The organism is Pseudomonas helleri (genome assembly GCF_045830615.1).
In the GTDB taxonomy this organism is placed as follows: Bacteria; Pseudomonadota; Gammaproteobacteria; order Pseudomonadales; family Pseudomonadaceae; genus Aquipseudomonas; species Aquipseudomonas helleri.
Genome location: NZ_CP174501.1, coordinates 1,479,168 through 1,505,188 on the forward strand (window position 1 = coordinate 1,479,168; position 26,021 = coordinate 1,505,188).

Sequence of the window (26,021 nt, forward strand, 5' to 3'; positions counted from 1 at the left end):
AAATTCTGAAAAAAACATTTGTCATATCGAAAGCTTTCGACTACATTAGCGCGCCTCGACAGACAGAACATGTTTGAAGAGATACGGTGAAGTGTCCGAGTGGCTTAAGGAGCACGCCTGGAAAGTGTGTATACAAGAAATTGTATCGAGAGTTCGAATCTCTCCTTCACCGCCACATTAAGTAAACACAAACCCCTGATTTTCGAAGAGAAAGTCGGGGGTTTGTGGTTTTTGGCGTCTGGAAAAAGGTTAAAGGATTAGCCGTGGGTGAAGGCGCATTGCCTTGAGCTAAGCTGGATCGTTAACGATCGAGGTTTCCAAATGGACTGTCAGATTCGCTCCGCAACCCTGGACGATTCAACTGCGATAAGCCGTGTTGTGATCGCCGCTCTGCGTGGCACAAATTCACAGGATTATTCGCCTGACATCATTGCCCAGGTTGAGCGCAGCTTTGCCCCTGAAGCTGTCAGCGCATTACTCGACAAGCGCAAGGTTTTCGTAGCCTTGCCGGGCGAGACTATTGCCGGCACTGCAAGCCTCGACGGTAATGTAGTTAGAAGTGTTTTCGTTGATCCTGCCCACCAAGGTAAAGGTATCGGCCGATCGTTGATGGATGTCATTCACGCGACTGCTGTCAGCGCTGGTGTTGGCGCTTTACGAGTGCCATCGTCGATTACAGCGCAGAGCTTCTACGCGGCGTTGGGCTATCAACGAATCCGGGACGAATTTTATGGGGCTGAGCGCACCATCATTATGGAAAAGCCGCTTGCGGGTTAGTCCATCTTGTTCAACGAGCAGGCTGTGCGTAACGCCCCAAAAAATTACCAATACGCAGGTTTAACCGCTGGTTTTTTGAGCGTCGGCACGCGAGTGGGGAATTGATGGTTGGCAAGTTCTTGCGTGGTCACGAGGTGACGCATCCAGTGCGAATAGGCCTTGAGAGAGCCCGGTGCTGTCCGTTTGATACCTTCACGGTGCGGTAAAATCACCCCTATTCGCAGGTCTGGGAAGTCTTCTCGCAGCGCTTGCAAGGCAGGGGTCATATCGGTGTCTGCAGAAACCAATACAAGCTGCTGGATTTGCTCATGGGGCATCAAGCCCGCTTGGCGAGTTGCAAGTCTGTACATACTGATAGCGATATGAACGTCTGTTTGTTTTTCTTCAAGTTTCCAGATAGCGACCTGATCAAGTCTGGATGCTGGTGTGTTCTTGTCGACGAAACGTGGAGCCTTGCCAGATTCTAATTGGTGACGTCCGTAAGTTACGCTCACCCCGCGTGCGATCAAGGCACGCAGATAACTGTCTTGGGCTTCTTTTGAGAGGATGCCGCGACTGGCAAGAGAGGGTTTCACACCGGAAGTGAAAAAGCTGACAGTGGCCAATACGTTGTCAGGATTTTCAATGCGCAGAATGTGTGCCAACAGTGCTGGAAGATCGAGCCACTTGTACTCTGTGCCTGCAAGCAGGCCATAAAACAGGTTGTAACCGTCGACAAAGCACGCGGTTCTCAAGATAGTCAGCCCTTAAAAACGAAAAAACCGACGCGAAGTCGGTTTTTTCGCCCCAACGGCCAGCGAACTGAATCACTGCGTACGGGGCTGAGTAGTGCGTGGATGTTGCCATAGATTTTGCAGATGTCAACTACAGCGATGTGCTGCTGTGTCTGCCCTGCTGAAGCGCACTTAGCCTGCGACGTTATGGCTTTAAGCCAGCCCAAGAGATTAGTCTTTATAAGTTCTAGGTCCACAGTACACCCAAGTTCAGGCCGGTTTTATCTCTGATGACGGGTCGGCAGCATCTGCACCTCACCAAGATTTACCCGCTGTAGCTTACAGGCACACAATCAGCCGTTTCGTACGACGCTTCCCTTTCAATCTGGCGAAACATCTTGGAAATATCCGTTCACTTGTTCCAGTCAACCTGGCTTTTTTGATTTTTAATCTTTCCAAGGCCGTAGCAGCCTCACCAATCATCTGGCCGCTCAGTCCTCTGATGAAGAATACGCAATACCTGCACCTCGCTATTCATCAGCCGGTACGGCGCAATAAACAGGAATTTACCCAGAATCAGCTCCCGAACGTCGGGCGTCTGTGACGGGCGTCCGAGGCCGGTAAACGTTTGCAGTTGCTCCAGTGTTTCGATGATCTGGCCAAGCACGGCATCCGCTGCAGCAGCGCCTAAGCGTGACTCGTAATACTCGTGAATCGAGTCAAGATCACTGCTCGCTTTGTCTGTCAGTGCGATGTTTGGCTCGGTCCACCCACTTGGCTTTGATGGTTTTGAGGTCGGTCAGGTTGCCTGCGTCGGCGTCGGCTATGGCTTTGATGTGCCAGGACTCGGCCTCAATGTAACGGGCCAACGCACGCTTGAGGTGGTACTGGCGGTCGCGATCCGTAGCTTCAGACAGCTGATCAAGCTGTTTCACCAGCGTTTCTTCAACACGGAATGACAGCACTGGAGAAGCCATGAAGTTGCCCTCGTCAGGTGTATACAAAGTTTTTAATAAATCTGACCATATACGCTAAATACCACCGCCTGAAAATCAGGCCGCCCTGTGACTTACGTGAATTTCAATTTTCAGATTTGCGCTGGCTAACATGTTCACCAAAGCATCCAGAGAAAATTTATCAATTTTCCCTTTCAGTAAATCATTCAACCTTGGCTGAGTGATATGCAGTCGCTGGGCCGCTTCTTTTTGCGAAATATTCCAATCGTTAACAACCTGCTTGATAGCCCGCATCAGTTGAGAGCGGACACGTAGGTTCTCGGCTTCTTCCGGTGAATCAACCAATACATCCCAGACACTATTCACGCGTTCGTTTGCCATATTTTTTTCCTCTGATAAGTCACTTGTTTTTTTTGGCAACTAGTTTGCTGTGAGTTCTTGGGTATTTACTTTTTTGAGCTGGATCATCGTCAGGGCTTTACTCTGTCCTCGCGGGACGAAAGGAATCGCAATAACGCCCTGGACTCAACCCAGTGATTTGTACCGGGCTTTACCCAGATCCAAATCACGCTTTTCCGTCTTTTGAGTGGTCTTGCGGAAGGCATGCAACACATAAATCGCTTCCGGCCGGTTCACCACATAAAACACGCGAAAAGCCCCTTGATCACACGCTATCCTGATTTCCTGCACACCTTTGCCGACAGAAGGCATTGGTTTCCAGTCGTCAGGCTCATCACCCTGTTCCAAAGATTGCAGTTGAAAACCTGCACGCTGCTTAGCTACTGGCGGAAAATCCCGCAAATCCTCCAAGCTACTACCGACCCATTTTATTGTTTTCGCTACCCATTGGTGCATGTGAGCTCCCTAAGCGGCCAGGACGATTTAAAGGTTTATAGAGAGCCATAGTCTTTCTCCTGTTGGGTGCTCGCAGGGTTCGCGGCTTCCGCAAAATGGGTAGCACACGCTAATCAATGCACCAGCAAAATAAAATCTATATCTGTTTTGATATAAGTGCAAGCTTGTTGCCCAACAGGAGTCAAGGTGCACAGCCCTAGGCATCAGATGAGTCACCCGCTGTTTTGTTGTGCTTGGCAGGCTCTGCGTAATCACAGTTTAGAGATACAAAATCAGCCGTTTCGTACGACGCTTCCCTTTCAATCCGGTGAAACATCCTAGAAACTTCCGTTCGCTTGTGCCTGTGCAGTTCGGGGAATAGTCTCGGCCCATCGCTGAAAATCAGCGGTCGGGTTTAGTAGCCCGGTTTAGTACACGGCGCAACGCGCCACCTTAAAGAGGCGCTTTTTTTCGGCTTCGGTTTTATGGTGGCCGTGCGCAGGGCGCTCTCGTAGCGCGCCGGGTTTCCGTGTACTCCGGTCTACTAACCTGCGCATGGCTGCCACCCATTCGTTTAGTAGCGAGAAGTGACAGCTCCTTTAGCAAACACGGAGTTGTATCTATGAAAAAGCTAGTCCCTGATCCACCCATTCCCGCCCTGCAAGATGCTGCTCAGTGCGATGCATTGTCGTTAGACCGTGCCGCCACGGATCGCGCCCTCGATTACTACCTGCTCAACCATAAGCCTCCACGGCACGTGGATCAGGCCACGTATGCCATCCCGGACAGCGTCAATTTAGAAGCGGCTTTGGCCCAAGCGTCAGACTTGTTGCGCTGCGCGGGTGCTTCGGCGAGTGAGGCGGGGAATGGCTTGAGCGGGCACCCGCGCCATTTGGTGTTGTCGGCCATGCATTTGGTGGAGCTGGCCAAAGCGTATGTCGACAAATCGCTGGACGGTCTAACGACGCACTAAGCAGCACGCGCCTGAGTGCAGCAGGCGCGTCACTTCCCCTCACCTTTAAGCTCAAAACTTCACGACGTCAGCTCGCCCTACAAAACGGTGGCCTGGCAGGCTTTTGGGAAAAGGGCGGGACTTCCGGCTGAAAAATCGGATAATGGCGCCCATATTTTTAGCCCGTTATTCTGGTAATTCCCTCATGGAAATTAAGGTCAACTTTCTCGACAACCTTCGACTTGAAGCCAAGTTCGATGATTTCACGGTGGTGGCCGATCAACCTATCCGCTACAAGGGCGATGGTTCGGCGCCGGGTCCATTCGATTATTTTCTGGCGTCGTCGGCGTTGTGCGCGGCTTATTTTGTGAAGCTGTACTGCCAGACGCGCAATATTCCTACCGAGAATATTCGTCTGTCGCAGAACAATATTGTTGACCCGGAAAACCGCTACAACCAGATTTTCAAGATTCAGGTCGAGTTGCCTGCCGATATTTCCGAGAAGGATCGCCAGGGCATTTTGCGTTCGATCGACCGCTGCACGGTGAAGAAGGTGGTGCAGGCCGGGCCTGAGTTTGTGATTGAAGAGGTCGAAAACCTCGACGCCGATGCTCAGGCGTTGTTGATGCCAGCGTCCAGCTCCGCAGCTTCCGGTGGCACGTTTATCGCGGGCAAGGACCTGCCGCTGGAGCAGACCATCGCCAATATGTCGGGCATTTTGGCCGACTTGGGCATGAAGATCGAAATCGCGTCGTGGCGCAATATCGTACCGAATGTCTGGTCGCTGCATATCCGCGATGCGCAATCGCCGATGTGCTTCACCAACGGCAAGGGCGCGACCAAAGAGGGCGCATTGGCCTCGGCGCTGGGCGAGTTTATCGAGCGGCTTAACTGCAACTTCTTCTACAACGATCAGTTCTGGGGCGAAGAGATCGCCAATGCGCCGTTTGTGCATTACCCGGAAGAGCGCTGGTTCAAGCCGGGGCGCAAAGATGAGCTGCCCGCTGAGATCCTCGACGCCTACTGCCGCAAAATCTACAACCGCGATGGCGAGTTGCGCGGTTCACACCTGATCGACACCAACTCCGGCAATGAAGAGCGCGGCATTTGCTCACTGCCGTTTGTGCGTCAGTCGGACGGCGAGGTGGTGTATTTCCCGTCCAACTTGATCGAAAACCTGTACCTCAGCAACGGCATGAGTGCTGGTAACACCCTGGCTGAAGCGCAAGTGCAGTGCTTGTCGGAGATTTTTGAGCGGGCCGTCAAACGCGAAATCATCGAAGGCGAGTTCGCGCTGCCGGATGTACCGGCCGAGGTGCTGGCGAAATATCCGGGCATTCTGGCGGGCATTCAGGCGCTGGAAGAGCAGGGTTTTCCGGTATTGGTGAAGGATGCGTCGTTGGGCGGTGAGTTCCCGGTGATGTGCGTAACCTTGATGAACCCGCGCACCGGCGGTGTGTTCGCCTCGTTTGGCGCCCACCCAAGCCTTGAAGTGGCGCTGGAACGCAGCCTCACCGAGCTGCTGCAAGGCCGCAGTTTTGAAGGTCTCAACGATTTGCCGCAGCCGACCTTTGCGGGCCACGCGGTGACCGAGCCGAACAACTTCGTCGAGCACTTTATTGACTCCAGCGGTGTGGTGTCGTGGCGTTTCTTCAGTGCCAAGGCGGAGTACGAATTTGTTGAGTGGGACTTCACCAGCCAGGGCGAAAACGCCAATGCCGACGAGGCCGCGACCCTGTTCGGGATTCTCGAAGGCATGGGCAAAGAAGTGTACATGGCGGTCTACGAGCACCTCGGCGCCAAGGCGTGCCGCATTCTGGTGCCAGATTACTCCGAGATTTACCCGGTGGACGACCTGATCTGGGACAACACCAACAAGGCGCTGTTCTTCCGCGAAGACATCCTCAACCTGCACAGCCTGGATGAAGCGGCGCTCAAAGATCTGGTTGAGCGTCTGGTGGAAAGTGAGCTGGACGATTATACCGACATCACCACCTTGATCGGCATCGAGTTCGACGACAACACCGCGTGGGGTCAGTTGACCATTCTGGAGTTGAAACTGCTGATCTACCTCGCCTTGCAGCAACACGAAGAGGCGAAAGAGGCGGTCGAAATGTTCTTGCAGTACAACGACAACACCGTTGAGCGTGGCTTGTTCTACCAGGCCGTGAATGCGGTGCTGGAGATGTACCTGGACGAAGATCTGGAGCTGGAAGATTATGAAGTCAACTTCCGGCGCATGTTCGGCAACGAGCGCATGGACGCCGCCATCGGTTCGGCTGACGGCAGCGTGCGCTTCTATGGTCTGACCCCGACCAGCATGAAGCTGGAAGGTCTGGACCGGCACTTGCGCCTGATCGACAGCTACAAAAAACTGCACGCAGCGCGGGCCAAGGCAGCGGGCATTTCGCTGTAACCCCTGCTGTAGGAGGGAGCTTGTCTCGCGATCTTTTGAAGGTTTAAAAGATCGCGAGGCAAGCTCGCTCCTACACATTTGCAACCGCTTTTTAAACAGGTGGCGCGGTGTCAGGGCGCACTGCGATAAGCGGCCCCACTCGTCAGAAAATCACATCTCATCTAAACCTTTGCCGCCATGGGCCTTCAGATTCTGTGCAGGACATAAACCTGCCTTTTACTGGAGGACGCAATGAAACCCCTGATGGCCCCTAAACGCTTTATGGCTGGATGTGCCCTGGCCTACGCCCTGTTTGTGATCGGCAGTGCGGTCGCTGCAAGCCCGGCAGATTTTGTCGACGAGTCGTCTGCGGCAGGCATCGCGGCGATTGAAACCAGCCGCATGGCGATCAGTAAATCGTCTTCAACCGACGTCGGCAGTTACGCGGTAGAGGTGATCAAGGACTACACCGATGCCAATCGCGATTTAAAAGACATCGCGCAAAAGCAGGGCTTAAAGGTCGCTGATCAAGAAGAAATTCTCAGCAAAGCCAAAAAATTGATGCTGCAGGTGCAGGAGGGTGATTCCTTTGATGCCGCCTATGCGGCTAACCAGGTCAAGGCCAGCGAAGATGCGATCGAGCTGTATAAACAGCAGATTGATGACCCGGCCTCACCCGAGCTTCAGGCCTTTGCCGAAAAGTACCTGCCCAAGCTGCAAATGCACCTGGACATGGCCAAAAGGCTGGTCTCGGCGCACCACAAAGGTGATGGCGCAGTATTGCCGGAGTGACAGCGTTAATGGCGTAGCGGTGAGTTTGGCACCGCTACGTCAGCTCAGGTCAGACAGCGATGTCGTTGAAACCGCAGTACTCTTCCCAGCTCATCTCAAGGGCTTCGGCCACTTCCTGATGCACTTCAAGGCGCATGGCTTTGAGTTCTTCAGGGCTGCGGGCGATCAGTTGCAGCGCCAGTTCCCAGGCCTCAAGGCCACGGCTTTCGGCTTCGTCTTCAAAGGCCCATAAAATTTGCTGCTGGCGGTCCTCGGCGCTCAGCTCTTTCATTTCTTCCAGCAGATGCGGGTGCGCCTTGATGAAGGTATCCAGGGCCAGTTCGTTACGGGATTCTTTTGGGATCATATGGCGTCTCGGATCGTTAGGACGGTCTGCGGGGCAGACCGTCGTCAGGGCGTTTTTCGCATGCTAGCGACTTCACCCCCTGATGAAAAGTGCCATTAGCCCACAGGTTGCAGCTTGCTTTCGCGCTGCAACATAAAGCCCCAGATGGCCAGCGCCAGGCTTGAGATCACGGCGCCGACCACCACAATGCCGTCCCAGCCATACACCGGATAGGTTTGAGCGCCGATCAATGAGCCCAATGCACCGCCAATGAAGTAGCAGGTGATGTAACCGGCGTTCAGTCGATTCCGGGCCGCAGGGCGGACCTGGAACACCGCGTTCTGATTGCTCACGTGTACCAGTTGCACGGCAAAATCCAGCGCCAGCACGCCAATCAGCAGGGCGACCAGCGAGTGACCGGCAAACGCCATCGGCAGCCAGCAGGCCAGCAGTACCAGCAGGCCCACGGTGGTCGCCATTTGCCCGCGGCCACGGTCGGCCATGCGCCCGGCCCAGTTGGCCGCCACGGCACCCACCGCGCCTGCCAGGCCAAACAGGCCAATCACGCCGTCGGAGTAGTTGTAAGGCGGTACGGCCAGCAGAAACGCCAGCGGAGTCCAGAACAAGGCGAACAGCGAGAAGGTCAGCAGGCCGAGCACTGAACGCAGACGCAGCACCGGTTCTTCGACAAACAGCTTGAACACCGACCCCAGCAGTTTCGGGTAGCTCAGGCCTGCGCTGTGGTGGTGATTGGGCAAGGCGAAAAACAGCGAAATGGCGCTGATAAACATCAAGCCTGCGGCCAGCAGGTAAATGCTGCGCCAGTCACCGGCCGAAGACAGCGCCCCGGCCACGGTGCGGGCCAGCAGAATGCCCAGCAACAAGCCGCTCATCAGCGTGCCGACTACACGGCCACGGCTTTGCGGGTCGGTGAGGCTGGCGGCCATCGGCACCAGCACTTGCGCCGACACCGAAAACATCCCGGTGACCGCCGTGCCAATCAGCAGCCAGGTCAATGACGGGGCAAAAGCGCTGAGCAGCAGGCCGGCCGCGCTGAGCACGGTCATGGTGACGATCAGGCGGCGTTGTTCAAACAGGTCGCCTAGCGGCACCAGCAAAAACAGGCCCGCGCCGTAACTCAATTGCGCCGTGATGACCACGGTGCCGGCGCTTTCCATGCTCAGGCCGAGCTCTTGGGCGATGGTGTGCAGCAACGGTTGGGCGTAGTAGTTGCTGGCGACCGCAAGGCCGGTGGCAACCGCCATCAGGAGGATCAGGGCAGTGCTTAAAGGTTTAGTGGCAGCAGGTGATTCGGACATTGACTGTCTCTTTGGCAAGAGTGGAATGGCGTGAAGTATCCGGAATGCCTGCGCGAGATGTCACTGAATATGTCGAGAATTTTGATTTTTAAACGACAAAGCCCCGCGTCATGACAACGCGGGGCTTTGGTAACCGTGCTAGCGCTGGATCAGTTGCGACGGCCCAGCAGCAGGCCGACCACCAGGCCGACACCGGCCGAGATCGCTACGGTTTGCCATGGGTGGCCACCGATATAGTTTTCGGTGGCATCGACCACCGGCTTGCTGCGCTCACGCACGTTGCTGACCGAGTCCAGGGCTTGCTTGAGCTTGAGGCCAACCTGTGCACGCAGGGTTTCGCCTTCTTCGCCCACCAGCGACGCGCTGTCCTTGAGCAGCTTGTCAGATTCGGCGATCAATTCTTGAAGCTCGCTGAATGCTTGATCCTTGATCTGATCTTCAGCGGCTTGTACGGCATTTTTTCGAGCCATTGCGGTACTCCTTGCAGGTGAATGGGGTGATGACTAATGGAGTCAACCCAATGCTAAAAAGTTGCATCGATTTTTCAACGCATTGTGAAACCGAGGTGTGAGCGTAGTAAAAATCCAGGCTGAGACACTTCTTTTGTGGGTGTAAGATGTCGCCTAATTTACGCAGCAGGAAAATCTCATGAGCTTCAACCTCGCCAATAAGTCACTCGCTGAGCGTGCTGCGCTTGAGGATGAAAAGTCCCGTCTGTACGAACTGTGGCAAAGCAACCTGGGCAAAGCCAAAGGCGATGCAGCCCGCCTGTTTGGCGAGCGCGCCAAACGCAAGGGCAAATGGGCAGAATGGGTCCGTTCAGAGCTGGACGCCATGTCGCCGCCCGAATACGCCAACATGGTGCGCAGTGAAGTCAACCGCCTGATGGCCGCCAAGTAATACGCATGCGCTAATCAACCTCGCACACAGTAAACCCCTGTGCTGCACCGCCGACCTTGATCTGCACCTCATCGTCCACCTGCTTGCCGATCAAGGCCGCGCCCAGCGGTGCACGCGGGGTGATCACGGTCACGCTCTGGCCTTCATGGGCAAGCTTGAGCCCGGCCGCGTCCGGGGCCAGGAACAGCCACTGTTCACTGCCGTTGTCGGCTTCTAGCTTGACCAGTGCGCCCAGCTGAACCCCGTGAGTGGGATCAAACGGCGCCAGGGTCATGGCCTGGCAGTGTTTCAATGCCTGACGGATTTCCTCGACCCGGCGCGCCTGGCCGGTGGCCAGATACGAGGCTTCAAGGCCGAGGGTGTCGTATTTGTTTTCGGCGATGTTTTCTTCGTGGGTCGCGGCTTCATAAGCGGTTTGCGCCGCCCGCTGGAGCACGTCGAGGTCGATGGCGAGTTTTTCCAGCATCTGCTGGTACACGGCGGTTTTGTTCATAAAGGCGGCTTGAAGGGAAACGAGCGGCGATTGTCGCCTTGCCCCAAGCCTTCTGTACACGCTGATTTGCGCAGACAATCAGCCTTTAACTGGTGGAGCCCGGAATGAAAGCCTCCTGGGATATTTTTTGCAGTGTGGTCGATAACTACGGCGACATTGGTGTGACCTGGCGTTTGGCCCGGCAACTGGTGGCCGAGCATCAGGTGCCGGTGCGGCTGTGGGTCGATGATCTGCAAGCCTTTGTGCCGCTGTGCCCTGAGGCCGATGCCAGCGCTGCCCAGCAGTGGCAGCAGGGCGTTGATGTGCGCCTTTGGCCCAAGGACTGGCAACCGGTAGAGGCCGCCGACGTGGTGATCGAGGCCTTCGCCTGCACCTTGCCCGACGACTATCTACAGGCCATAAAAGCCCGGCAAACCCCGGTGCTGTGGCTCAACCTCGAATATTTAAGTGCTGAAGACTGGGTCAGTGGTTGTCACGGTCTGGCGTCCCTGCGACCGGATGGCTTTAAACGCACGTTCTTCTTTCCGGGCTTTGAAGCCGGGACGGGCGGTTTGCTGCGCGAAGCTGACTTGCTGGCCCGACGCCGTACTTTAGAGCAAGACCCGCACGCCAAGCAGGGCTTTTTGCAAAGCCTGGGCGTTGTGGCGGCGGACAACGCCCGCCTGATCTCCCTGTTTGCCTACGAAAACACCGGGCTGGCCAGTTGGCTGGACGCCATGGCGTCGGGGGCGACGGCCATTCACCTGCTCGTACCGCAAGGGCGGATCATGGGCGACCTGTTGCGTTGGCTTGAAATCGACTCGCTGGCGCTGGGGCGTGTGGAGCAGCGCGGGTCATTGACCGTGCAGGCATTGCCGTTCGTCCGACAACAAGATTACGACCGCCTGCTCTGGAGCTGTGATTTCAACGCCGTGCGCGGCGAAGACTCGTTTGTCCGCGCACAATGGGCAGGGCGCCCGCTGCTGTGGCACATCTACGAGCAGGAAGAAGACGCGCACTGGATCAAACTCAATGCGTTTCTGGCGCTTTACATCAAAGGCCTGTCGCCCGCTGCCGCTCAAGCCTTTACCGGCCTGTGGCATGCCTGGAATGCCGGCTCAGACATGGCGCCGAGCTGGAATGGCGTGCAGGAACACTGGTCAGAAATCACCGAACACGCCGAGAAATGGTGCCTGGAGCAGTCATTGCAGGCTGATCTTGCGCAAGCGCTAGTACTGTTTTATAGAAATTGGATATGATACGCGGCCTAGATTTTTGTAAATCTCAATCCAAATTCGGATACTCGTAATGAAAACTGGTAAAGAGCTTAAACCCGGTACAGTGATTCGTATCGACAACGACCCTTGGCTGGTTCAGAAAGCTGAGTTCACCAAGTCTGGTCGTAACAGCGCAATCATGAAGACCAAGCTGAAGAACCTGCTGACTGGTTACAAGACTGAAACCGTATACAGCGCTGACGACAAGCTGGATGACGTGATCCTGGATCGCAAAGAAGCGACCCTGTCCTTCATCAGCGGCGACACCTACACGTTCATGGACACCACTGACTACACCATGTACGAGCTGAACGCCGAAGACATCGAAGCCGTTCTGCCATTCGTTGAAGAAGGCATGACCGACGTTTGCGAAGCCGTATTCTTCGAAGAGCGTCTGGTTTCCGTGGAGCTGCCGACCACTATCGTGCGTCAGGTTGACTACACCGAAGGTTCCGCTCGCGGCGACACCTCGGGCAAGGTGATGAAGCCTGCCAAACTGAAAAACGGCACCGAGCTGAGCGTTGCTGACTTTATCGAAATCGGCGACATGATCGAGATCGATACCCGTGAAGGTGGTTCCTACAAGGGCCGCGCCAAGTAATTCTGGCGTAAACCGCACGATAAAAAACCCGACTTCAACGTCGGGTTTTTTTATTCATGAAATTACGCTTAAGGTGCGGTTTTAAGCTTTGCCCCCTGCCAGTGACTGGTTAGCATGGCCGCTCTGATTGAGGGGCGGTGATGTTTATAGATTTTGCAATGTACACAACCCTGGGCCTTGCCCTGGGGGCGCTTGGCGGGTTGTTCGGGATCGGTGGCGGCTTGATCGCAATCCCGGTGTTGGGTTTGTGGTTTGGTCTGGACCAGCAAATTGCCCAGGGCACCGCGCTGGTGATGTCGGTTCCTAACGTATTTCTGGCGCTGTACCGCTACAACCAACGCAACAAAATTGACCTGCGCCAGGCATTGCCGCTGGTGTTGATGAGTTTTTGTTTTGCCTGGCTGGGCGCAATGCTCGCGGTTGGGGTCGATGCGCGGCTGATTCGCTGGGGCTTTATCATCTTTTTGCTGTGCATCACGCTGTACAACCTGATCAAGCTCTATAGCTCGCCCGCGCAACCGGTGGCCGGTTCGCGCTATGGCTGGCCCTGGTACGGGGTGCTTGGCGCGCTGGCAGGCACCACGGGCGGGCTGTTTGGGGTCGGCGGCGCAGTGGTCGCGGCCCCGGTGCTCACCAGCGTGTTTGGTACCACGCAAGTGATGGCCCAAGGTTTGTCGCTGGCGCTGGCGGCGCCCAGCACGGCGGTCACATTGCTGACGTACGCGGTGCACGACGAAGTGAGCTGGCTGATGGGTATCCCCATGGCCATCGGCGGTCTGCTGAGCATCAGTTGGGGCGTCAAGCTGGCGCATGCGCTGCCAGAGCGCATGCTGCGGGGAATGTACTGCGCCTTTTTGCTGCTGTGTGCGGCGTTGCTGGCGATTAAAGCTTAAAGCCTTCGACGATGTACTCGGCGAAGCACTCAATGATCGGCGAGGCTGCGCTGTTGTGTTTGCGCAGCAGCACGATGCTGGCAGACGGCAACTGGGGCAGGTTTTCTGCCTCGCCAATGATGCGCAAGTCCGCTGGCAGCAGGCTTTGCAACTGGGCCGTCACCGCCAGCCCGGTGCTCACCACTGCATTGATCGCCGACAGGCTGGCGCTGGTGTAGGCAATCCGGTACTCGCGCTGCGCCAGGTCCAGAGCATTGCACGCCCAAGTGCTGCAAAAACAGTCGGTATTGAACATGGCCAGCGGCATGGGTGTGCGTTCGTGGGGGGCGAAGCCCTCGGCGACCATCCACACAAAGCGCTCCTGACGCAGGATCTGCCCGGTCTCCGTGCCGGGCTCGCGGGTCACAATGGTCAGGTCCAGATCATTGCGCTGTAACAGCAGAGCGGACGGCTCGCAATGCACCTCGACGTTGATCAGCGGATAGTCCTGGGCAAAGCGCGACAAAATGCCGGGTAAAAAACGCATGACGTAATCGTCCGGCGAGCCGATTTTCACGGTGCCGACCATTTTTGGCAGGCTCAGCGTATTGAACACTTCACTGTGCAGCTTGAGGATGCGCCGCGCATACCCCAGCAGCACCTGACCTTCCGGCGTGAGGCTGACCGTACGGCCATCGCGCTGGAAAAGCGTGCAGTGCAGCACGTCCTCTTCCAGGCGCTTCATTTGCATGCTCACCGCCGATTGCGTGCGATTGACCGCTTCTGCCGCGCGAGTAAAACCGCCGTGATCGGCAATCGCAGCGAAAGTGCGCAGCAAGTCAGTGTCGATACTCGGAAAACCGGCCATTCATCAATCTCGCAGATGGGTCGCATAAGAAACATTCGTTGGATTGATCTTATGCCTGGGCAGAGACTTGAGCCATCCCCCAGGAGGTCCAGGTGATGAAAGGTCTAAAAGAAAATGCGTGGATGGCGCGCGTTGCGCGTTGGTATCAACTGTCTCGCGAGCGGGCGGCGCTGCGGCGAATCAGCGATACGGGGCTCAAGGATTTGGGCTTGAGCCGGGCAGACATCGAAACCGAAAGCTATCGCCCGTTTTGGGATGATCCGTTGAAGAAGTGATTGTTTGTCGTCATGCCTCTCCCCAAGGGAGAGGGGCTACAGACGAATAAGGATTCAAAGATGTTTTTAAGGGTGCAATGAATCTTCAATATTCCCCAATAGGCCCCTCTCCCTTTGGGAGAGGGTTGGGGAGAGGGTTTTTAATGTCAGCGTTTAACCTGCTTCAACGTTTCGGCAATCAAGAACGCCAGTTCCAGCGACTGATCGGCGTTCATGCGCGGGTCGCAGTGAGTGTGATACCGGTCTGACAGGCTGTCTTCGGTGATCGGATTGGCGCCGCCAATGCACTCGGTGACGTTCTGCCCGGTCATTTCGATGTGAATCCCGCCGGCGTAGCTGCCTTCGGCTTCGTGCACCTGGAAGAACTGCTTCACTTCGCCAAGGATCTGCGCGAAGTCGCGGGTCTTGTAGCCGCTGCTGGCCTTGATGGTGTTGGCGTGCATCGGGTCGCAACTCCACAGCACTTTTTTGCCTTCGCCTTCGACGGCGCGGATCAGTTGCGGCAAATGGTCGCCGACCTTGTTGGCGCCCATGCGCACGATCAGGTTAAGACGGCCCGGATCGTTATCAGGGTTGAGGATGTCGATCAGGCGGATCAATTCCTCGGTGTTCATGGTCGGGCCGACTTTAACCCCGATCGGGTTGTTCACACCGCGCAAAAACTCGACGTGGGCACCGTCCAGCTGGCGGGTACGGTCGCCAATCCACAGCATGTGTGCCGAGCAATCGTAGTAATCGTTGGTCAGGCTGTCGCGGCGCACAAAGGCTTCTTCGTAGTTCAGCAACAGCGCTTCATGGGCGGTGAAGAAGCTGGTTTCACGCAGTTGCGGCGAGCTGTCCATGCCGCAGGCGCGCATGAAGGCCAGGGTTTCGTCGATGCGGTCGGCCAGTTGGCTGTACTTTTCTGCCAGCGCCGAGTTGGCGATGAAGTCCAGGTTCCACTTGTGCACCTGGTGCAGGTCGGCAAAACCGCCCTGAGCAAAGGCGCGCAGCAGGTTCAGGGTTGCGGTGGACTGGTGATACGACTGCAACAGGCGCTCTGGATCAGGTACGCGGCTTTTCTCATCGAAACCGATACCGTTGACGATGTCGCCGCGATACGCCGGCAGCGTGACGCCATTGATGGTTTCATCGTTGGCCGAGCGCGGTTTGGCGAACTGGCCCGCCATGCGCCCGACTTTGACCACCGGGCAGCCCGCCGCGAAGGTCATGACAATGGCCATTTGCAGCAGCACCTTAAAGGTGTCGCGAATTTTGGCCGCCGAAAACTCTGCAAAACTTTCAGCGCAATCGCCGCCCTGCAACAGAAACGCCCGACCTTGGGTGACCTCGGCAAACTGACGGCGCAGTTCGCGCGCCTCTCCGGCAAACACCAGCGGCGGGTAACTCGCCAGGCTTTGCTCGACCCGCAACAAGTGGGCCGCGTCAGGGTAGTGGGGTTGTTGCTGGATCGGCAGGGCGCGCCAGCTGTCAGGGCTCCAGGGTTGGCTCATCGCAGACTCTAGTGTCGAAAGGGGATGGCGCATGTTAGCAGCAATTAGTGCGTGACCTGTTGCGTTGCAATGGCCGACAATCGTGCCTTTGCGCTCGGCATCGAGTGGTGGTTTTTAGCGCGCTGGCCGTGAGTGCCGGGCGCGGCGAGGAGAGGCAATGTCTGAGGAGCGCATAGAGCGCCTGCTCGCTGAAGTCCATGATGACTTCGGCATGATTCGAGTGTTTGAAGTGGAAGACTACCGCTTCCTCGAATTTGGCGATGCGATCGAGCAGAGCTGCGTGTTCACCACGGACCCCAGCTGGCTGGAATACGACTACACCCGCGCCATGCTGATTGGTGCCTTGTGCCATGAAGCGCCCGAGAGCGCCCTGTTTCTGGGGTTGGGTGCCGGGACGCTGACTCAGGCCTGCCTCAAGTTCTTGCCCCTTGAAGACGTCGAAGCCATTGAATTGCGCCCGGATGTACCGCGCCTGGCCATTGAACACCTGGGGCTGGACGATGACCCGCGGCTGTACATTCGCATTGGTGACGCGGTAGAGCTCTTGCCCAGCGCCGAGCCTGCCGACCTGATTTTCGTCGACCTTTACAACGATCTGGGGCCGGCGCCTGGTCATTTGGCCTGGACGTTTCTGGAGAGCTGCCAGAAAAAACTCCAGCCCAACGGCTGGCTGGTGATCAACCAGTGGGCCACCGACGACGGCAAACCGCTGGGCGCCGCCTTGTTGCGGGGCTTGTTCCATCGTCACTATTGGGAGCTGCCGGTCAAAGAGGGCAACGTCATCTTGCTGGTGCCTGGCGATCTGGATCAGACGCTGGACATTGACGCTCTGACTGCTCGCGCACAGGCCCTGGCGCCGCGTTTGGGTTATTCGCTCGAAGCGTTGATCAAGGCCATTCGCCCTGCGACCTGAAGCGCCACGGTGAATCGTTTTAGCGACAGGCCCGTAATTGCCGGGCCACGCCCCGTTTTGCGAAGCCCAAATTATCGCAAAAGCCCGGTCTACAGAGGCTTGCAGACGATCGACTGTTAAAAAAGCGCTTTTTTTTTGTGATAAATCCGGTATAGTGCGCGCCGGCCTTTAGCCGGGCCACGTTTAGGTGTTGCACTTCCCGAAGTACGCTTCGGCTGCTCGTCCGTTTCGCGGACTACCCTGAACGCTCCATTCATTTAACGTTTTCGCAAATCCCCGCCGACAAAGCAGCCAGGGCGACTCTTGTAGTCTTACACGGCATGCGCAGCTTTGGAGCATGGGTCTTTGCGGATGCACTTAGAGGCAGACCCATGACCCAGGAAACCGGCGGCTTCGCCGCTTTTGATCTTAACCCGAACATTCTTGCAGCCGTCATCGCGACTGGCTACGAAGAGCCTTCGGCTATTCAGCAGCAATCGATCCCGATCATTTTGGCCGGTCACGACATGATTGGTCAGGCGCAAACCGGTACGGGTAAAACCGCTGCCTTTGCCCTGCCTATCCTCAATCGCATCGATCCTGCAAAGCGCGAACCGCAAGCCCTGATCCTGGCGCCAACCCGTGAGTTGGCGCTGCAAGTAGCAACCGCTTTCGAAACCTACGCCAAGCAAATGCCTAGCGTTAACGTTGTGGCCGTTTACGGCGGCGCGCCCATGGGCCCACAACTGAAAGCAATCCGTAATGGCGCACAAATCGTTGTTGCCACTCCGGGCCGTCTGTGCGACCACCTGCGTCGCGACGAAAAAGTATTGGCGACCGTGAACCACCTGGTTCTCGACGAAGCTGACGAAATGCTCAAGCTGGGCTTCATGGATGACCTTGAGGTGATCTTCAAGGCTTTGCCTGCTACCCGTCAGACCGTATTGTTCTCGGCCACCTTGCCGCAGTCGATCCGTGCCATTGCCGAGCGTCACCTGCGTGACCCGCAGCACGTTAAAATCCAGACCAAGACTCAGACCGTTACCGCGATCGAACAGGCTCACCTGTTGGTTCACGCTGACCAGAAGACCTCGGCTGTATTGAGCCTGCTGGAAGTTGAAGACTTCGACGCGCTGATCATGTTCGTGCGTACCAAGCAAGCCACCCTGGACCTGGCCAGCGCCCTGGAAGCCAAAGGCTACAAAGCCGCTGCGCTGAACGGTGACATTGCCCAGAACCAGCGTGAGCGCGTTATCGACTCCCTCAAGGATGGCCGTCTGGACATCGTTGTGGCGACCGACGTAGCCGCTCGTGGCCTTGACGTTCCGCGTATCACCCACGTGTTCAACGTTGACATGCCTTACGATCCAGAGTCCTACGTTCACCGTATCGGCCGTACTGGCCGTGCAGGTCGCGAAGGTCGTGCACTGTTGCTGGTGACTCCACGTGAGCGCCGCATGCTGCAAGTGATCGAGCGTGTAACCGGTCAAAAGGTTGCTGAGGTCCGCCTGCCGGATGCTCAGGCAGTCCTTGATGCCCGCATCAAGAAACTGACCAACAGCCTGGCGCCACTGGTTGCTGATGCTGAATCGACTCACGGCGACCTGCTGGATCGTCTGACTGCCGATATCGGTTGCAGCCCGCGTGCGTTGGCCGCTGCTCTGTTGCGCAAAGCCACCAACGGTCAGGCTCTGACCCTGGCAGCTATTGAGCGTGAGCGCCCGCTGGTGCCGAACAGTGCTCCGCGTGAGCGTTCCGAGCGCAGTGGCGACCGTCCAGACCGTGGTGATCGCGAGCGTCGTGCTCCGGCTCCATTGGCTGAAGGCCGTGCTCGTTGCCGTACCGCGCTGGGTGCGCGTGATGGTATCGCTGCCAAGAACCTGCTGGGCGCTATCCTCAACGAGGGTGGCCTGGCACGTGAAGCAATCGGTCGCATTCAAGTGCGTGATAGCTTCAGCCTGGTAGAACTGCCCGAAGAAGGCCTGGAAAAACTGCTGGCCAAGCTCAAAGACACTCGTGTCGCTGGCAAGCAGTTGAAGCTGCGTCGCTACCGCGAAGATTAATCACAGCGTGCTGTGATTGATCACTAAAAAAATCCCCGACTGGTTCGGGGATTTTTTTTGCCTGCCATTCAGCTAAAAAACCGTAGGAGCTGTCGAGGAACGAAGGCTGCGATCTTTTGAGGGTGATGATCAAAAGATCGCAGCCTGCGGCAGCTCCTACAGGACCGCTTTGGGTTTTTATCCAAACCGGTAGATGTCCATCCCCAGTGCGCCCAAGGTCCAGCCCTGATGCGCAATGCTGAACGGGCCGCCCGCGCCCCGGGCAAAGTACAGCGGCAACAGGTGTTCATCGCTCGGGTGGTTTTTGGCGGCGAACGGCGCCTGTTGCCGGTACTGGTGCAAAGCTGCCACATCGTCGGCGGCGAGCTTTTCAATCATCCAGTCACGAAACGCTTTGGCCCACGGCTCGACGCTTTCCGGGCCCGCCTGCCAGTCCAGCTCGCGCAGGTTATGGGTGATGCTGCCGGAACCAATGATCAAGATCCCCTCGCTGCGCAAGCTTGCCAGCGCCTGACCCACTTCATGCAAGCCCGCAGGGCCCAGTTGGCTGGGCAGCGACACCTGCACCACGGGAATGTCGGCTGCCGGATACATCAATGACAACGGCACCCAGGCGCCATGGTCGAAAGGACGTTTGGCATCCAGTTGCGCTGGCAGGCCGTGTGTGGCCAGCAGTTGCACGATCCGTGCGGCCAGCGCGGGATCGCCCGGCGCCGGGTATTGCACGGCATACAGCGCACGTGGGAAGCCACCAAAGTCATGCCAGGTCTCTGGCGCCGGGTGGCTGGCAACCCGCAGGTCGGTGCTTTCCCAGTGAGCCGAAAGCAGCACGATGGCCTTGGGCTTTGCAAATTGCGCGGCGAGGCGCTTCAAGGCCGGGCCACTTTCACCGGGTTCCAGTGCCAACATCGGAGAGCCGTGTGAGATGTACAGGCTAGGCAGCATGGTGAGGGTCCTCAAGGTTTGGATGCGCCATCTTCAACCTGATCATTGATCTAAATCCAATATAAGTTTTAGTGCTTATCTATCGAATTTAAAGGTTGGTTCAGCGCCCTGAAGCAGGCGTGTCGGCAATATCCGAACAGCAGGCACAAAAAAGGGCGACCGAAGTCGCCCTTTTGAGTACGTCTGTGGCGGTTAGCCGCGACGACGCAGTGCGTCGATACGTTCTTCCAGAGGCGGATGGCTCATGAACATCCGCGCCAGGCCTTGCTTCAAACCGCCATTGATACCAAAGGCCGACAAGGTGTCCGGCATGTGCACCGGCAGGCCTTGCTCGGAGCGCAGGCGCTGCAGGGCGCTGATCATGGCGCCAGTCCCGGCCAGGTGAGCACCGGCTTCGTCAGCCCGGAACTCGCGTCGGCGCGAGAACCACATCACGATGGCGCTGGCCAGGAAGCCCAGTACCAGCTCCGCGAAAATGGTCGCGACATAGTAGGCAATGCCACGGCCTTCATCGTTCTTGAAGATCACTTTATCGACGAAATTGCCGATGATGCGGGCAAAGAACATCACAAAGGTGTTCACCACGCCTTGCACCAAGGCCAGGGTCACCATGTCGCCATTGGCGACGTGGCCGATTTCGTGAGCCAGTACGGCTTTCACTTCATCGGGCGAAAAACGCTCAAGCAAGCCCTGGCTAACCGCTACCAGCGCATCATTTTTATTCCAGCCGGTGGCAAACGCGTTGGCCTCGTAAGCCGGGAAAATCCCCACTTCAGGCATTTTGATCCCGGCTTCGCGGGACAGTTGTTCAACGGTTTGCATCAGCCATTGTTCGTGGCGTGTACGAGGTTGAGTGATCACCTGGGTGCTGGTGCTCATTTTCGCCATCCATTTGGAAATGAACAGCGAGAACAAAGACCCTGCAAAACCAAAGACCGCACAGAACACCAACAGCTGATTGAGGTTCAGATCAACCCCGTTGGCCGCCATGAACCCGTTAAAGCCGAACAGGCTCAGGGTGATGCTGGCAATCAGCACGACCGCCAGGTTAGTGGCCAAAAACAGCAGAATGCGCATCATGGTTGTAAGAATCTCCTCGTCTTAAGGGTGTTGCCGCATGCGGGTATATAAGGCGCTGCCTCAGGCTATTCAACCAAGTGACTATTTCAAACTGTGTCCTACAGGTCGAATTGAGCGCGGCGCCAGATATTTCCTAATATGAATGGACCCTTTATTCAGGCAAAAGTCAGGCTCAAAGCCAATAAATTAAAGGCCTTGCCAGGTTTTAGGTTTTTCGGGTGTGCAGGAAAAGTCGGGAAAGCTAACAAATGAAGATTCTTTCAGTGGACACATGCTGTGCGACTTTTCATTTGTCGCACAGCATGTTCGGAAATTACTGACGGTAGGTCTTCAGAAAGTTACCGATTCGACCGATGGCCATGTCCAGTTCGTCGACGCGTGGCAGCGTCACCACACGGAAGTGATCCGGCCAAGGCCAGTTGAACGCGGTGCCCTGGACCACTAGCAGTTTTTCCGAGAGCAACAAGTCCAGAACGAATTTTTCGTCGTTGAGGATCGGGCAGACTTTCGGGTCAATGCGTGGGAAAGCGTACAGAGCGCCCATGGGTTTTACGCAACTGACGCCAGGAATGTCGTTAAGCAGTTCCCAGGTGCGGTTGCGCTGCTCCAGCAGTCGCCCGTTGGGCAGCACCAGATCATTGATGCTCTGGTAGCCGCCGAGTGCGGTCTGGATGGCGTGCTGGCTGGGCACGTTGGCGCACAGGCGCATGTTGGCCAGCATGTCGATGCCTTCGATGTAGCTCTGGGCGTTTTGCTTGGGGCCGGAGATCGCGATCCAGCCGGAACGAAAGCCTGCCACCCGGTACGATTTGGACAAACCGTTGAAGGTCAGGCAGAGCACGTCCGGTGCGAGCGAAGCGGTGCAAATGTGCACGGCGTCATCGTAGAGGATCTTGTCGTAGATCTCGTCCGAGAACACCACCAGGTTGTGTTGGCGTGCCAGTTCGAGCATGCCCAGCAACACTTCCTTGGAGTACACCGCGCCCGTCGGGTTGTTCGGGTTGATGATCACCATGGCTTTGGTGTTCGGGGTGATCTTGGCCTTGATATCTTCAAGGTCTGGCCACCAGTTGGCTTGCTCGTCGCACAGGTAGTGCACCGGGTGGCCACCGGCCAGGGTCACGGCAGCGGTCCACAGCGGGTAGTCCGGCGCCGGCACCAGCACTTCGTCACCGTTGTTGAGCAACGCTTGCAGCGACATCACGATCAGCTCGGACACGCCGTTGCCCAGGTAGATGTCTTCAATGCCGACACCTTCGACCTGCTTTTGCTGGTAGTACTGCATCACCGCCTTGCGCGCGCTGAACAGGCCTTTGGAGTCGCTGTAGCCCTGAGCAGTTGGCAGGTTGCGGATAACGTCCTGCAGGATTTCGTCCGGCGCTTCAAAACCAAAAGGTGCCGGGTTGCCGATATTCAGCTTGAGGATGCGTTGGCCTTCCTCTTCCAGACGTTTGGCGTGCTTGAGCACTGGGCCGCGAATGTCATAACAGACGTTGGCGAGCTTGTTTGATTTGCTGACCTGCATGGCGATGGGATCCCGAAAATGAACGATCCAGGCAAGGTGGGCACCTGTGCACTGGGAAATTCTGCGTTGGCGAACACCGCTAGGCTTCAAGAATCCGTTTGAATGCTTACAGAGCGGGTGCCAGACTGGCGCATAACGAGGCGCAATCATACGTGCCACCCGCCCCCTGGAAAAGCCACCGGTCGGGGTTTTTCAGTTGCAGAGGTAGAACCATGGAAAAGTTGAACAAAACCCTGGACGAATGGAAGGCCATGCTCGATCCGGAGCAGTACAACGTGTGCCGTCTTAAAGGCACCGAGCGACCGTTTTCGGGTAAATACAACGGCACCAAAACCGATGGCGTTTATCACTGTATTTGCTGCAATGAACCGTTGTTTGATTCGCGCGCCAAATTTGATTCGGGCTGCGGCTGGCCCAGCTTCTATGAGCCCATTGGTGCGAGCGCGATGGTAGAAATCCGCGACGTGAGCCACGGCATGATCCGCACCGAAGTGGTGTGCGCCAAATGTGATGCGCATCTGGGCCATGTATTCCCTGATGGTCCGCCGCCGACCGGACTACGTTACTGCATCAATTCGGTGTGCCTGGACCTGGTTCCACGTGCTTGATGCCCATTCCTTGAGGTGCTGTCATGACTGATACATTGCTCACAATTCCCTGTACTACCCTCAGCGGCGAGCAAAAGACCCTGGCGGACTATTCGGGCAAGGCCGTGCTGGTGGTCAACACCGCCAGTAAATGCGGCTTCACCCCACAGTACAAAGGGCTGGAAGCGTTGTGGCAGCAATACAAGGATCAGGGTCTGGTGATTCTTGGCTTCCCGTGCAACCAGTTTGGCCAGCAAGAGCCGGGGGATGAAGCAGAGATTTCAGAGTTCTGCGAAGTGAACTTTGGTGTGACCTTCCCGCTGTTCAAAAAGGTCGAGGTCAATGGCAACAACGCGCACCCGCTGTTTGTCGAGCTGAAAAAGCGGGCGCCGGGGGTGTTGGGTTCGGAAGCGATCAAATGGAACTTCACCAAGTTTTTGATCGGCCCGGACGGCAAAGTCGAACGCTACGCCCCGGCCACCAAGCCCAGCGCCCTCAAGGCCGATATTGAGAAGCTCCTGAAATAACCTTTGTAGGAGCGAGCTTGTCTCGCGATCTTTTAAAGATCAAGAGATCGCTAGACAAGCTCGCTCCTACAAATGTGCACCGCCCGTAGCAGTTGACGAGCCTTGCGAGGCTACGTCCAGCTTGTAGCCGCTGCCGAGGCACGAAGGCTGCGATGGGTGGCGAAGCTGCCCCACCCAAGATCAAAAAATCGCGAGGCAAGCTCGCTCCTACAGATCTTTCACGGGCACCCAGCTTTCCAGTAGCGCCGCGAGTTCTTCGCGGCGAAACGGTTTTGCCAGGTAGTCGTTCATTCCCGCCGCACGGCAGCGTTCGCGCTCTTCGGGCATGGCATTGGCGGTGAGCGCCACAATCGGCAGGTCTGGCCAGCGGCCACTCTGGCGAATCCGTCGGCTGGTCTCGTAGCCATCCATCACCGGCATGTTGCAGTCCATCAGCACCAGGTCAAAGTGGCTGTGCTCCAGTTGTCCCAGGGCTTCGCCGCCATGGGCCGCAATTACCACCTCGCATCCCAGTTTGCTCAGCATGCCCTTGGCCACCAATTGGTTGACCGGGTTGTCCTCGACCAAAAGAATCCGCGCGCGGTGCAACACCGGGTCGCTGCTGACCGGGAGGCTGGGGCTTTCGTCACCTTCTTTTTGCAACAAATGCTGCACCGACTGATACAGCGCCAGGCGCGACAGGGGGCGGGCTTTTTGTTGCAGCGGGGCGAGGGCGTTGACCTGGTCGCCGGGCATAAAGTTGCCATAGGCGGTGACCAGCAAAATAGGCGCGCTGATGGCCGGGCGCAGTTCGGACAAGCATTCCGAGCAATCGGTAATCAGCAACTCTGTGTCGACGCCCTCCAGGGATTGCCCCAGTGAGTAGCGTTCATACTCCAGCCCCCACAGCGGCAGGTAGTTGCTGAGCAGTTCGCTGAGGCCGCTGCTTGAGGCGCTCACCGCAATGACCCGCCCGTTGAGCGGTTTGAAGGGGATTGCCGGGGTGTGGCAGGGCAGGGGCAGTTCGGCGCAGAACTGGCTGCCAAAGCCGATCTCGGAACTAATGGTCAGCCGCCCCTGCATGGCTTCGCACAGGCTGCGGGTCAGGGCCAGCCCCAGGCCGGTGCCGCCAAACTGGCGTGTTATGCCGGCTCCCGCCTGAGTGAACGGGCGAAAAATACGCGCTTGGGCTTCTTGGGCGATACCGATTCCGGTGTCACAGACCTCGATATGCACCAAGTCGTCGTGCCGGCTCAAGCGCACATCGACACGGCCAAAGCGGGTGAATTTGAGCGCGTTGGAGAGCAAGTTGCTGACGATTTGCCGCACGCGGGTCGGGTCACCCATCACCAGCACCGGGAAGGCCGGGTCGATCAGGCACGTCAGTTCTACGCTGGGCGCCGCGTTCTGCGAGAGCAGCTTGGCGGTGTCTTCAATCAGCGTGCTGAGGTCGAATGCAATGTGTTCGAGCTCTAATTGGCCGGCGTCGAATTTGGACAGGTCAAGGATGTCATTGAGCAGTTCGACCAGCACTTTGCCCGAGTCGTGGGCAATCGACAGTTGCTGATGCTGCTCGGCGTTCAGCGGGCCGTCCAGGCTCAGGGCGAGCATGCCCAGCAGGCCGTTCAAGGGGGTGCGAATTTCGTGGCTCATGTTGGCCAGAAACGCAGCCCGAGCCTGGGCCATTTCAAGGGCGGTGCTGCGGGCGGCTTCCAGCTCTTCGTTGGAGTGGCTCAGGCGGATATTGCTGGCCTCCAGCTCCTGGGTGCGCGCCGAGACGATGTTCTCCAGTTGCGCGAGGTATTCGGTGAGGCGGTTTTCGGCCGCGCGGCGCTGCTCTATTTCACGGGTGACGGCATCAAACTGCTGATTGGTCGCATCGACCAGCACCCCGATCTCGTCATCTTTATGGCCCGGCGGGCATTGCACGCGCGAGGGGTTCGGGTGGCCCGGCTTGGTGTTGCTCAGTTCACCAATGACGCGCACCAGCGGGCGGGTCAGCATGACGTAAAACAGCCCGAGCAGAATAAAGGTCAGTAGAAAGCTGCGGGCAAAACCGCTGAGCAAGGTGACTTCGGCGCGTTGCAAAAAGCGCGCACCAAAGGGGTAGGTGTCCACCTCAAGGTGCAACTCACCCACGCTTTGTTCGGGTAAATGATTGAAATACAGCCGGTCGTCGAAGTTTCGGGTGTCACCAAACAAAAAATCGCTCAGGGCACGATAACGCCCGCCCTCAGGCGAGTCACGAACCTGCGCGAGGGTATTTTTGTCGTTATCACTGATCTGCACGCCGGTGATGGCTGGCGAGCGCAGCAGCCCCATGGCCAGCTCTTGGGCGAGTTCTGTATCCAGGTTGTAGGCAATGCGCGACGCCGGATTGTGACTGATGTCCAGCAGGGATTGGATTTCCCGGTTGATGGCAGCGTTTTCACTGGCATAATCGATACCGATTTGCACCAGGCTCAGCATCGTCCCCAGAGCAAACCCGACCAGCACTGTCAGCCTTGCTTGCTTGAAAGACAGACGATGGGTGAATTTTATGTCCATTGGGTGCTGCACCTGTTCCCATTCCCTTACCGGTCGCAAGAATAGTCGAAGTGTG

General features: G+C 57.0%; 28 protein-coding genes and 1 tRNA gene. 14 read left to right on the forward strand and 15 right to left on the reverse strand.

Annotated elements, in window-relative coordinates; translation table 11 throughout:
* Positions 1–85 precede the first annotated feature (85 nt).
* Both ACJJU9_RS06860 and ACJJU9_RS06865 read left to right on the forward strand, forming a co-directional pair.
* Positions 86–175 (forward strand) — tRNA-Ser (locus tag ACJJU9_RS06860).
* Positions 176–321: 146 nt separating this feature from the next.
* Positions 322–777 carry a GNAT family N-acetyltransferase gene (locus ACJJU9_RS06865; RefSeq protein WP_407730311.1) on the forward strand — a complete coding sequence of 152 codons (456 nt, stop codon included), beginning with the start codon at positions 322–324 and terminating at the stop codon, positions 775–777.
* 44 nt (positions 778–821) lie between these two features.
* Here ACJJU9_RS06865 and ACJJU9_RS06870 read toward each other — a convergent pair whose 3' ends face one another.
* The 5 genes from ACJJU9_RS06870 to ACJJU9_RS06890 form a co-directional block, all read right to left on the reverse strand.
* On the reverse strand, positions 822–1,511 hold the full coding sequence (locus tag ACJJU9_RS06870) for an NYN domain-containing protein (RefSeq protein ID WP_407730312.1): 690 nt from the start codon (positions 1,509–1,511) through the stop codon (positions 822–824).
* 451 nt (positions 1,512–1,962) lie between these two features.
* Entirely contained in the window at positions 1,963–2,238 is a 276-nt protein-coding gene (locus ACJJU9_RS06875) for a type II toxin-antitoxin system RelE/ParE family toxin (protein WP_407730964.1), read from the reverse strand.
* Positions 2,216–2,467: a CopG family ribbon-helix-helix protein gene (locus ACJJU9_RS06880; protein ID WP_407730313.1), complete on the reverse strand. Its 252-nt coding sequence runs from the start codon at positions 2,465–2,467 to the stop codon at positions 2,216–2,218. The genes ACJJU9_RS06875 and ACJJU9_RS06880 overlap by 23 nt, the downstream gene beginning before the upstream one ends.
* Positions 2,468–2,542: 75 nt before the next feature.
* On the reverse strand, positions 2,543–2,827 hold the full coding sequence (locus tag ACJJU9_RS06885) for a helix-turn-helix domain-containing protein (protein ID WP_401095711.1): 285 nt from the start codon (positions 2,825–2,827) through the stop codon (positions 2,543–2,545).
* 144 nt (positions 2,828–2,971) lie between these two features.
* Positions 2,972–3,301, reverse strand: a complete 330-nt coding sequence (locus ACJJU9_RS06890; RefSeq protein WP_314918290.1) for a type II toxin-antitoxin system RelE/ParE family toxin — start codon at positions 3,299–3,301, stop codon at positions 2,972–2,974.
* A gap of 601 nt (positions 3,302–3,902) precedes the next feature.
* Here ACJJU9_RS06890 and ACJJU9_RS06895 point away from each other — a divergent pair.
* From ACJJU9_RS06895 to ACJJU9_RS06905, 3 genes are all read left to right on the forward strand, one after another.
* The gene (locus tag ACJJU9_RS06895) at positions 3,903–4,253 is read left to right on the forward strand and encodes a DUF6124 family protein (protein WP_407730314.1); all 351 of its coding nucleotides are present in this window, start codon (positions 3,903–3,905) and stop codon (positions 4,251–4,253) included.
* Between the two features lie 184 nt (positions 4,254–4,437).
* Positions 4,438–6,648 carry an OsmC domain/YcaO domain-containing protein gene (locus ACJJU9_RS06900; RefSeq protein WP_407730315.1) on the forward strand — a complete coding sequence of 737 codons (2,211 nt, stop codon included), beginning with the start codon at positions 4,438–4,440 and terminating at the stop codon, positions 6,646–6,648.
* Between the two features lie 231 nt (positions 6,649–6,879).
* Positions 6,880–7,419, forward strand: coding sequence for a DUF4142 domain-containing protein (locus tag ACJJU9_RS06905; protein WP_048368755.1), 540 nt, complete (start codon positions 6,880–6,882; stop codon positions 7,417–7,419).
* Positions 7,420–7,468: 49 nt separating this feature from the next.
* Here the strand turns inward: ACJJU9_RS06905 and ACJJU9_RS06910 are convergent, their stop codons facing one another.
* The 3 genes from ACJJU9_RS06910 to ACJJU9_RS06920 all read right to left on the reverse strand — a co-directional run bounded on the left by ACJJU9_RS06910 (position 7,469) and on the right by ACJJU9_RS06920 (position 9,533).
* Positions 7,469–7,765, reverse strand: a complete 297-nt coding sequence (locus tag ACJJU9_RS06910; protein ID WP_048368754.1) for a DUF6388 family protein — start codon at positions 7,763–7,765, stop codon at positions 7,469–7,471.
* 95 nt (positions 7,766–7,860) lie between these two features.
* On the reverse strand, positions 7,861–9,063 hold the full coding sequence (locus ACJJU9_RS06915; protein ID WP_407730316.1) for an MFS transporter: 1,203 nt from the start codon (positions 9,061–9,063) through the stop codon (positions 7,861–7,863).
* A 149-nt stretch (positions 9,064–9,212) separates the two neighbouring features.
* Complete coding sequence (locus tag ACJJU9_RS06920) at positions 9,213–9,533, reverse strand: YqjD family protein (protein ID WP_048368752.1); 321 nt, start codon at positions 9,531–9,533, stop codon at positions 9,213–9,215.
* Between the two features lie 178 nt (positions 9,534–9,711).
* On the opposite strand from ACJJU9_RS06920, the gene ACJJU9_RS06925 reads away from it, so the two are divergent.
* The gene (locus ACJJU9_RS06925; protein WP_048368751.1) at positions 9,712–9,963 is read left to right on the forward strand and encodes a hypothetical protein; all 252 of its coding nucleotides are present in this window, start codon (positions 9,712–9,714) and stop codon (positions 9,961–9,963) included.
* 10 nt (positions 9,964–9,973) lie between these two features.
* Here the strand turns inward: ACJJU9_RS06925 and ACJJU9_RS06930 are convergent, their stop codons facing one another.
* Positions 9,974–10,456 (reverse strand): GreA/GreB family elongation factor, encoded by a 483-nt coding sequence (locus ACJJU9_RS06930; protein ID WP_153331127.1) that lies wholly within the window; start codon positions 10,454–10,456, stop codon positions 9,974–9,976.
* Positions 10,457–10,560: 104 nt separating this feature from the next.
* Between ACJJU9_RS06930 and earP the strand changes: the two genes are divergently transcribed.
* From earP to ACJJU9_RS06945, 3 genes are all read left to right on the forward strand, one after another.
* Complete coding sequence (gene earP / locus ACJJU9_RS06935) at positions 10,561–11,694, forward strand: elongation factor P maturation arginine rhamnosyltransferase EarP (protein ID WP_407730317.1); 1,134 nt, start codon at positions 10,561–10,563, stop codon at positions 11,692–11,694.
* A 49-nt stretch (positions 11,695–11,743) separates the two neighbouring features.
* A complete protein-coding gene (locus tag ACJJU9_RS06940; RefSeq protein WP_048368748.1) occupies positions 11,744–12,313 on the forward strand; it encodes an elongation factor P in 570 nt (189 codons plus the stop codon).
* Between the two features lie 140 nt (positions 12,314–12,453).
* Positions 12,454–13,206 (forward strand): sulfite exporter TauE/SafE family protein, encoded by a 753-nt coding sequence (locus ACJJU9_RS06945; protein ID WP_407730318.1) that lies wholly within the window; start codon positions 12,454–12,456, stop codon positions 13,204–13,206.
* Here ACJJU9_RS06945 and ACJJU9_RS06950 read toward each other — a convergent pair.
* The gene (locus tag ACJJU9_RS06950; protein WP_153329943.1) at positions 13,196–14,053 is read right to left on the reverse strand and encodes a LysR family transcriptional regulator; all 858 of its coding nucleotides are present in this window, start codon (positions 14,051–14,053) and stop codon (positions 13,196–13,198) included. The genes ACJJU9_RS06945 and ACJJU9_RS06950 overlap by 11 nt on opposite strands.
* A 95-nt stretch (positions 14,054–14,148) precedes the next feature.
* On the opposite strand from ACJJU9_RS06950, the gene ACJJU9_RS06955 reads away from it, so the two are divergent.
* Positions 14,149–14,328, forward strand: a complete 180-nt coding sequence (locus tag ACJJU9_RS06955; protein ID WP_407730319.1) for a DUF1127 domain-containing protein — start codon at positions 14,149–14,151, stop codon at positions 14,326–14,328.
* A gap of 146 nt (positions 14,329–14,474) precedes the next feature.
* On the opposite strand, the gene ACJJU9_RS06960 is transcribed toward ACJJU9_RS06955, so the two are convergent.
* Positions 14,475–15,821: a class II 3-deoxy-7-phosphoheptulonate synthase gene (locus tag ACJJU9_RS06960; RefSeq protein WP_048368744.1), complete on the reverse strand. Its 1,347-nt coding sequence runs from the start codon at positions 15,819–15,821 to the stop codon at positions 14,475–14,477.
* A gap of 157 nt (positions 15,822–15,978) precedes the next feature.
* Here ACJJU9_RS06960 and ACJJU9_RS06965 point away from each other — a divergent pair, with 157 nt between their 5' ends.
* Both ACJJU9_RS06965 and ACJJU9_RS06970 read left to right on the forward strand, forming a co-directional pair.
* Entirely contained in the window at positions 15,979–16,734 is a 756-nt protein-coding gene (locus ACJJU9_RS06965; RefSeq protein WP_407730320.1) for a spermidine synthase, read from the forward strand.
* 371 nt (positions 16,735–17,105) lie between these two features.
* Positions 17,106–18,776, forward strand: coding sequence for a DEAD/DEAH box helicase (locus ACJJU9_RS06970; RefSeq protein WP_048368742.1), 1,671 nt, complete (start codon positions 17,106–17,108; stop codon positions 18,774–18,776).
* Positions 18,777–18,953: 177 nt separating this feature from the next.
* Here ACJJU9_RS06970 and ACJJU9_RS06975 read toward each other — a convergent pair whose 3' ends face one another.
* From ACJJU9_RS06975 to ACJJU9_RS06985, 3 genes are all read right to left on the reverse strand, one after another.
* Complete coding sequence (locus ACJJU9_RS06975) at positions 18,954–19,721, reverse strand: class III extradiol ring-cleavage dioxygenase (protein WP_153355869.1); 768 nt, start codon at positions 19,719–19,721, stop codon at positions 18,954–18,956.
* A 192-nt stretch (positions 19,722–19,913) separates the two neighbouring features.
* The gene (gene htpX / locus ACJJU9_RS06980; RefSeq protein WP_048391298.1) at positions 19,914–20,801 is read right to left on the reverse strand and encodes a protease HtpX; all 888 of its coding nucleotides are present in this window, start codon (positions 20,799–20,801) and stop codon (positions 19,914–19,916) included.
* A 313-nt stretch (positions 20,802–21,114) separates the two neighbouring features.
* Entirely contained in the window at positions 21,115–22,326 is a 1,212-nt protein-coding gene (locus ACJJU9_RS06985) for a pyridoxal phosphate-dependent aminotransferase (RefSeq protein WP_048368739.1), read from the reverse strand.
* Between the two features lie 212 nt (positions 22,327–22,538).
* On the opposite strand from ACJJU9_RS06985, the gene msrB reads away from it, so the two are divergent.
* Together msrB and ACJJU9_RS06995 are read left to right on the forward strand one after the other, a co-directional pair.
* On the forward strand, positions 22,539–22,934 hold the full coding sequence (msrB, locus tag ACJJU9_RS06990) for a peptide-methionine (R)-S-oxide reductase MsrB (protein ID WP_048368738.1): 396 nt from the start codon (positions 22,539–22,541) through the stop codon (positions 22,932–22,934).
* 23 nt (positions 22,935–22,957) lie between these two features.
* Positions 22,958–23,440 carry a glutathione peroxidase gene (locus tag ACJJU9_RS06995; RefSeq protein ID WP_048368737.1) on the forward strand — a complete coding sequence of 161 codons (483 nt, stop codon included), beginning with the start codon at positions 22,958–22,960 and terminating at the stop codon, positions 23,438–23,440.
* A 207-nt stretch (positions 23,441–23,647) separates the two neighbouring features.
* Here ACJJU9_RS06995 and ACJJU9_RS07000 read toward each other — a convergent pair whose 3' ends face one another.
* Positions 23,648–25,966: a response regulator gene (locus ACJJU9_RS07000; protein WP_153329937.1), complete on the reverse strand. Its 2,319-nt coding sequence runs from the start codon at positions 25,964–25,966 to the stop codon at positions 23,648–23,650.
* Positions 25,967–26,021: the final 55 nt, after the last annotated feature.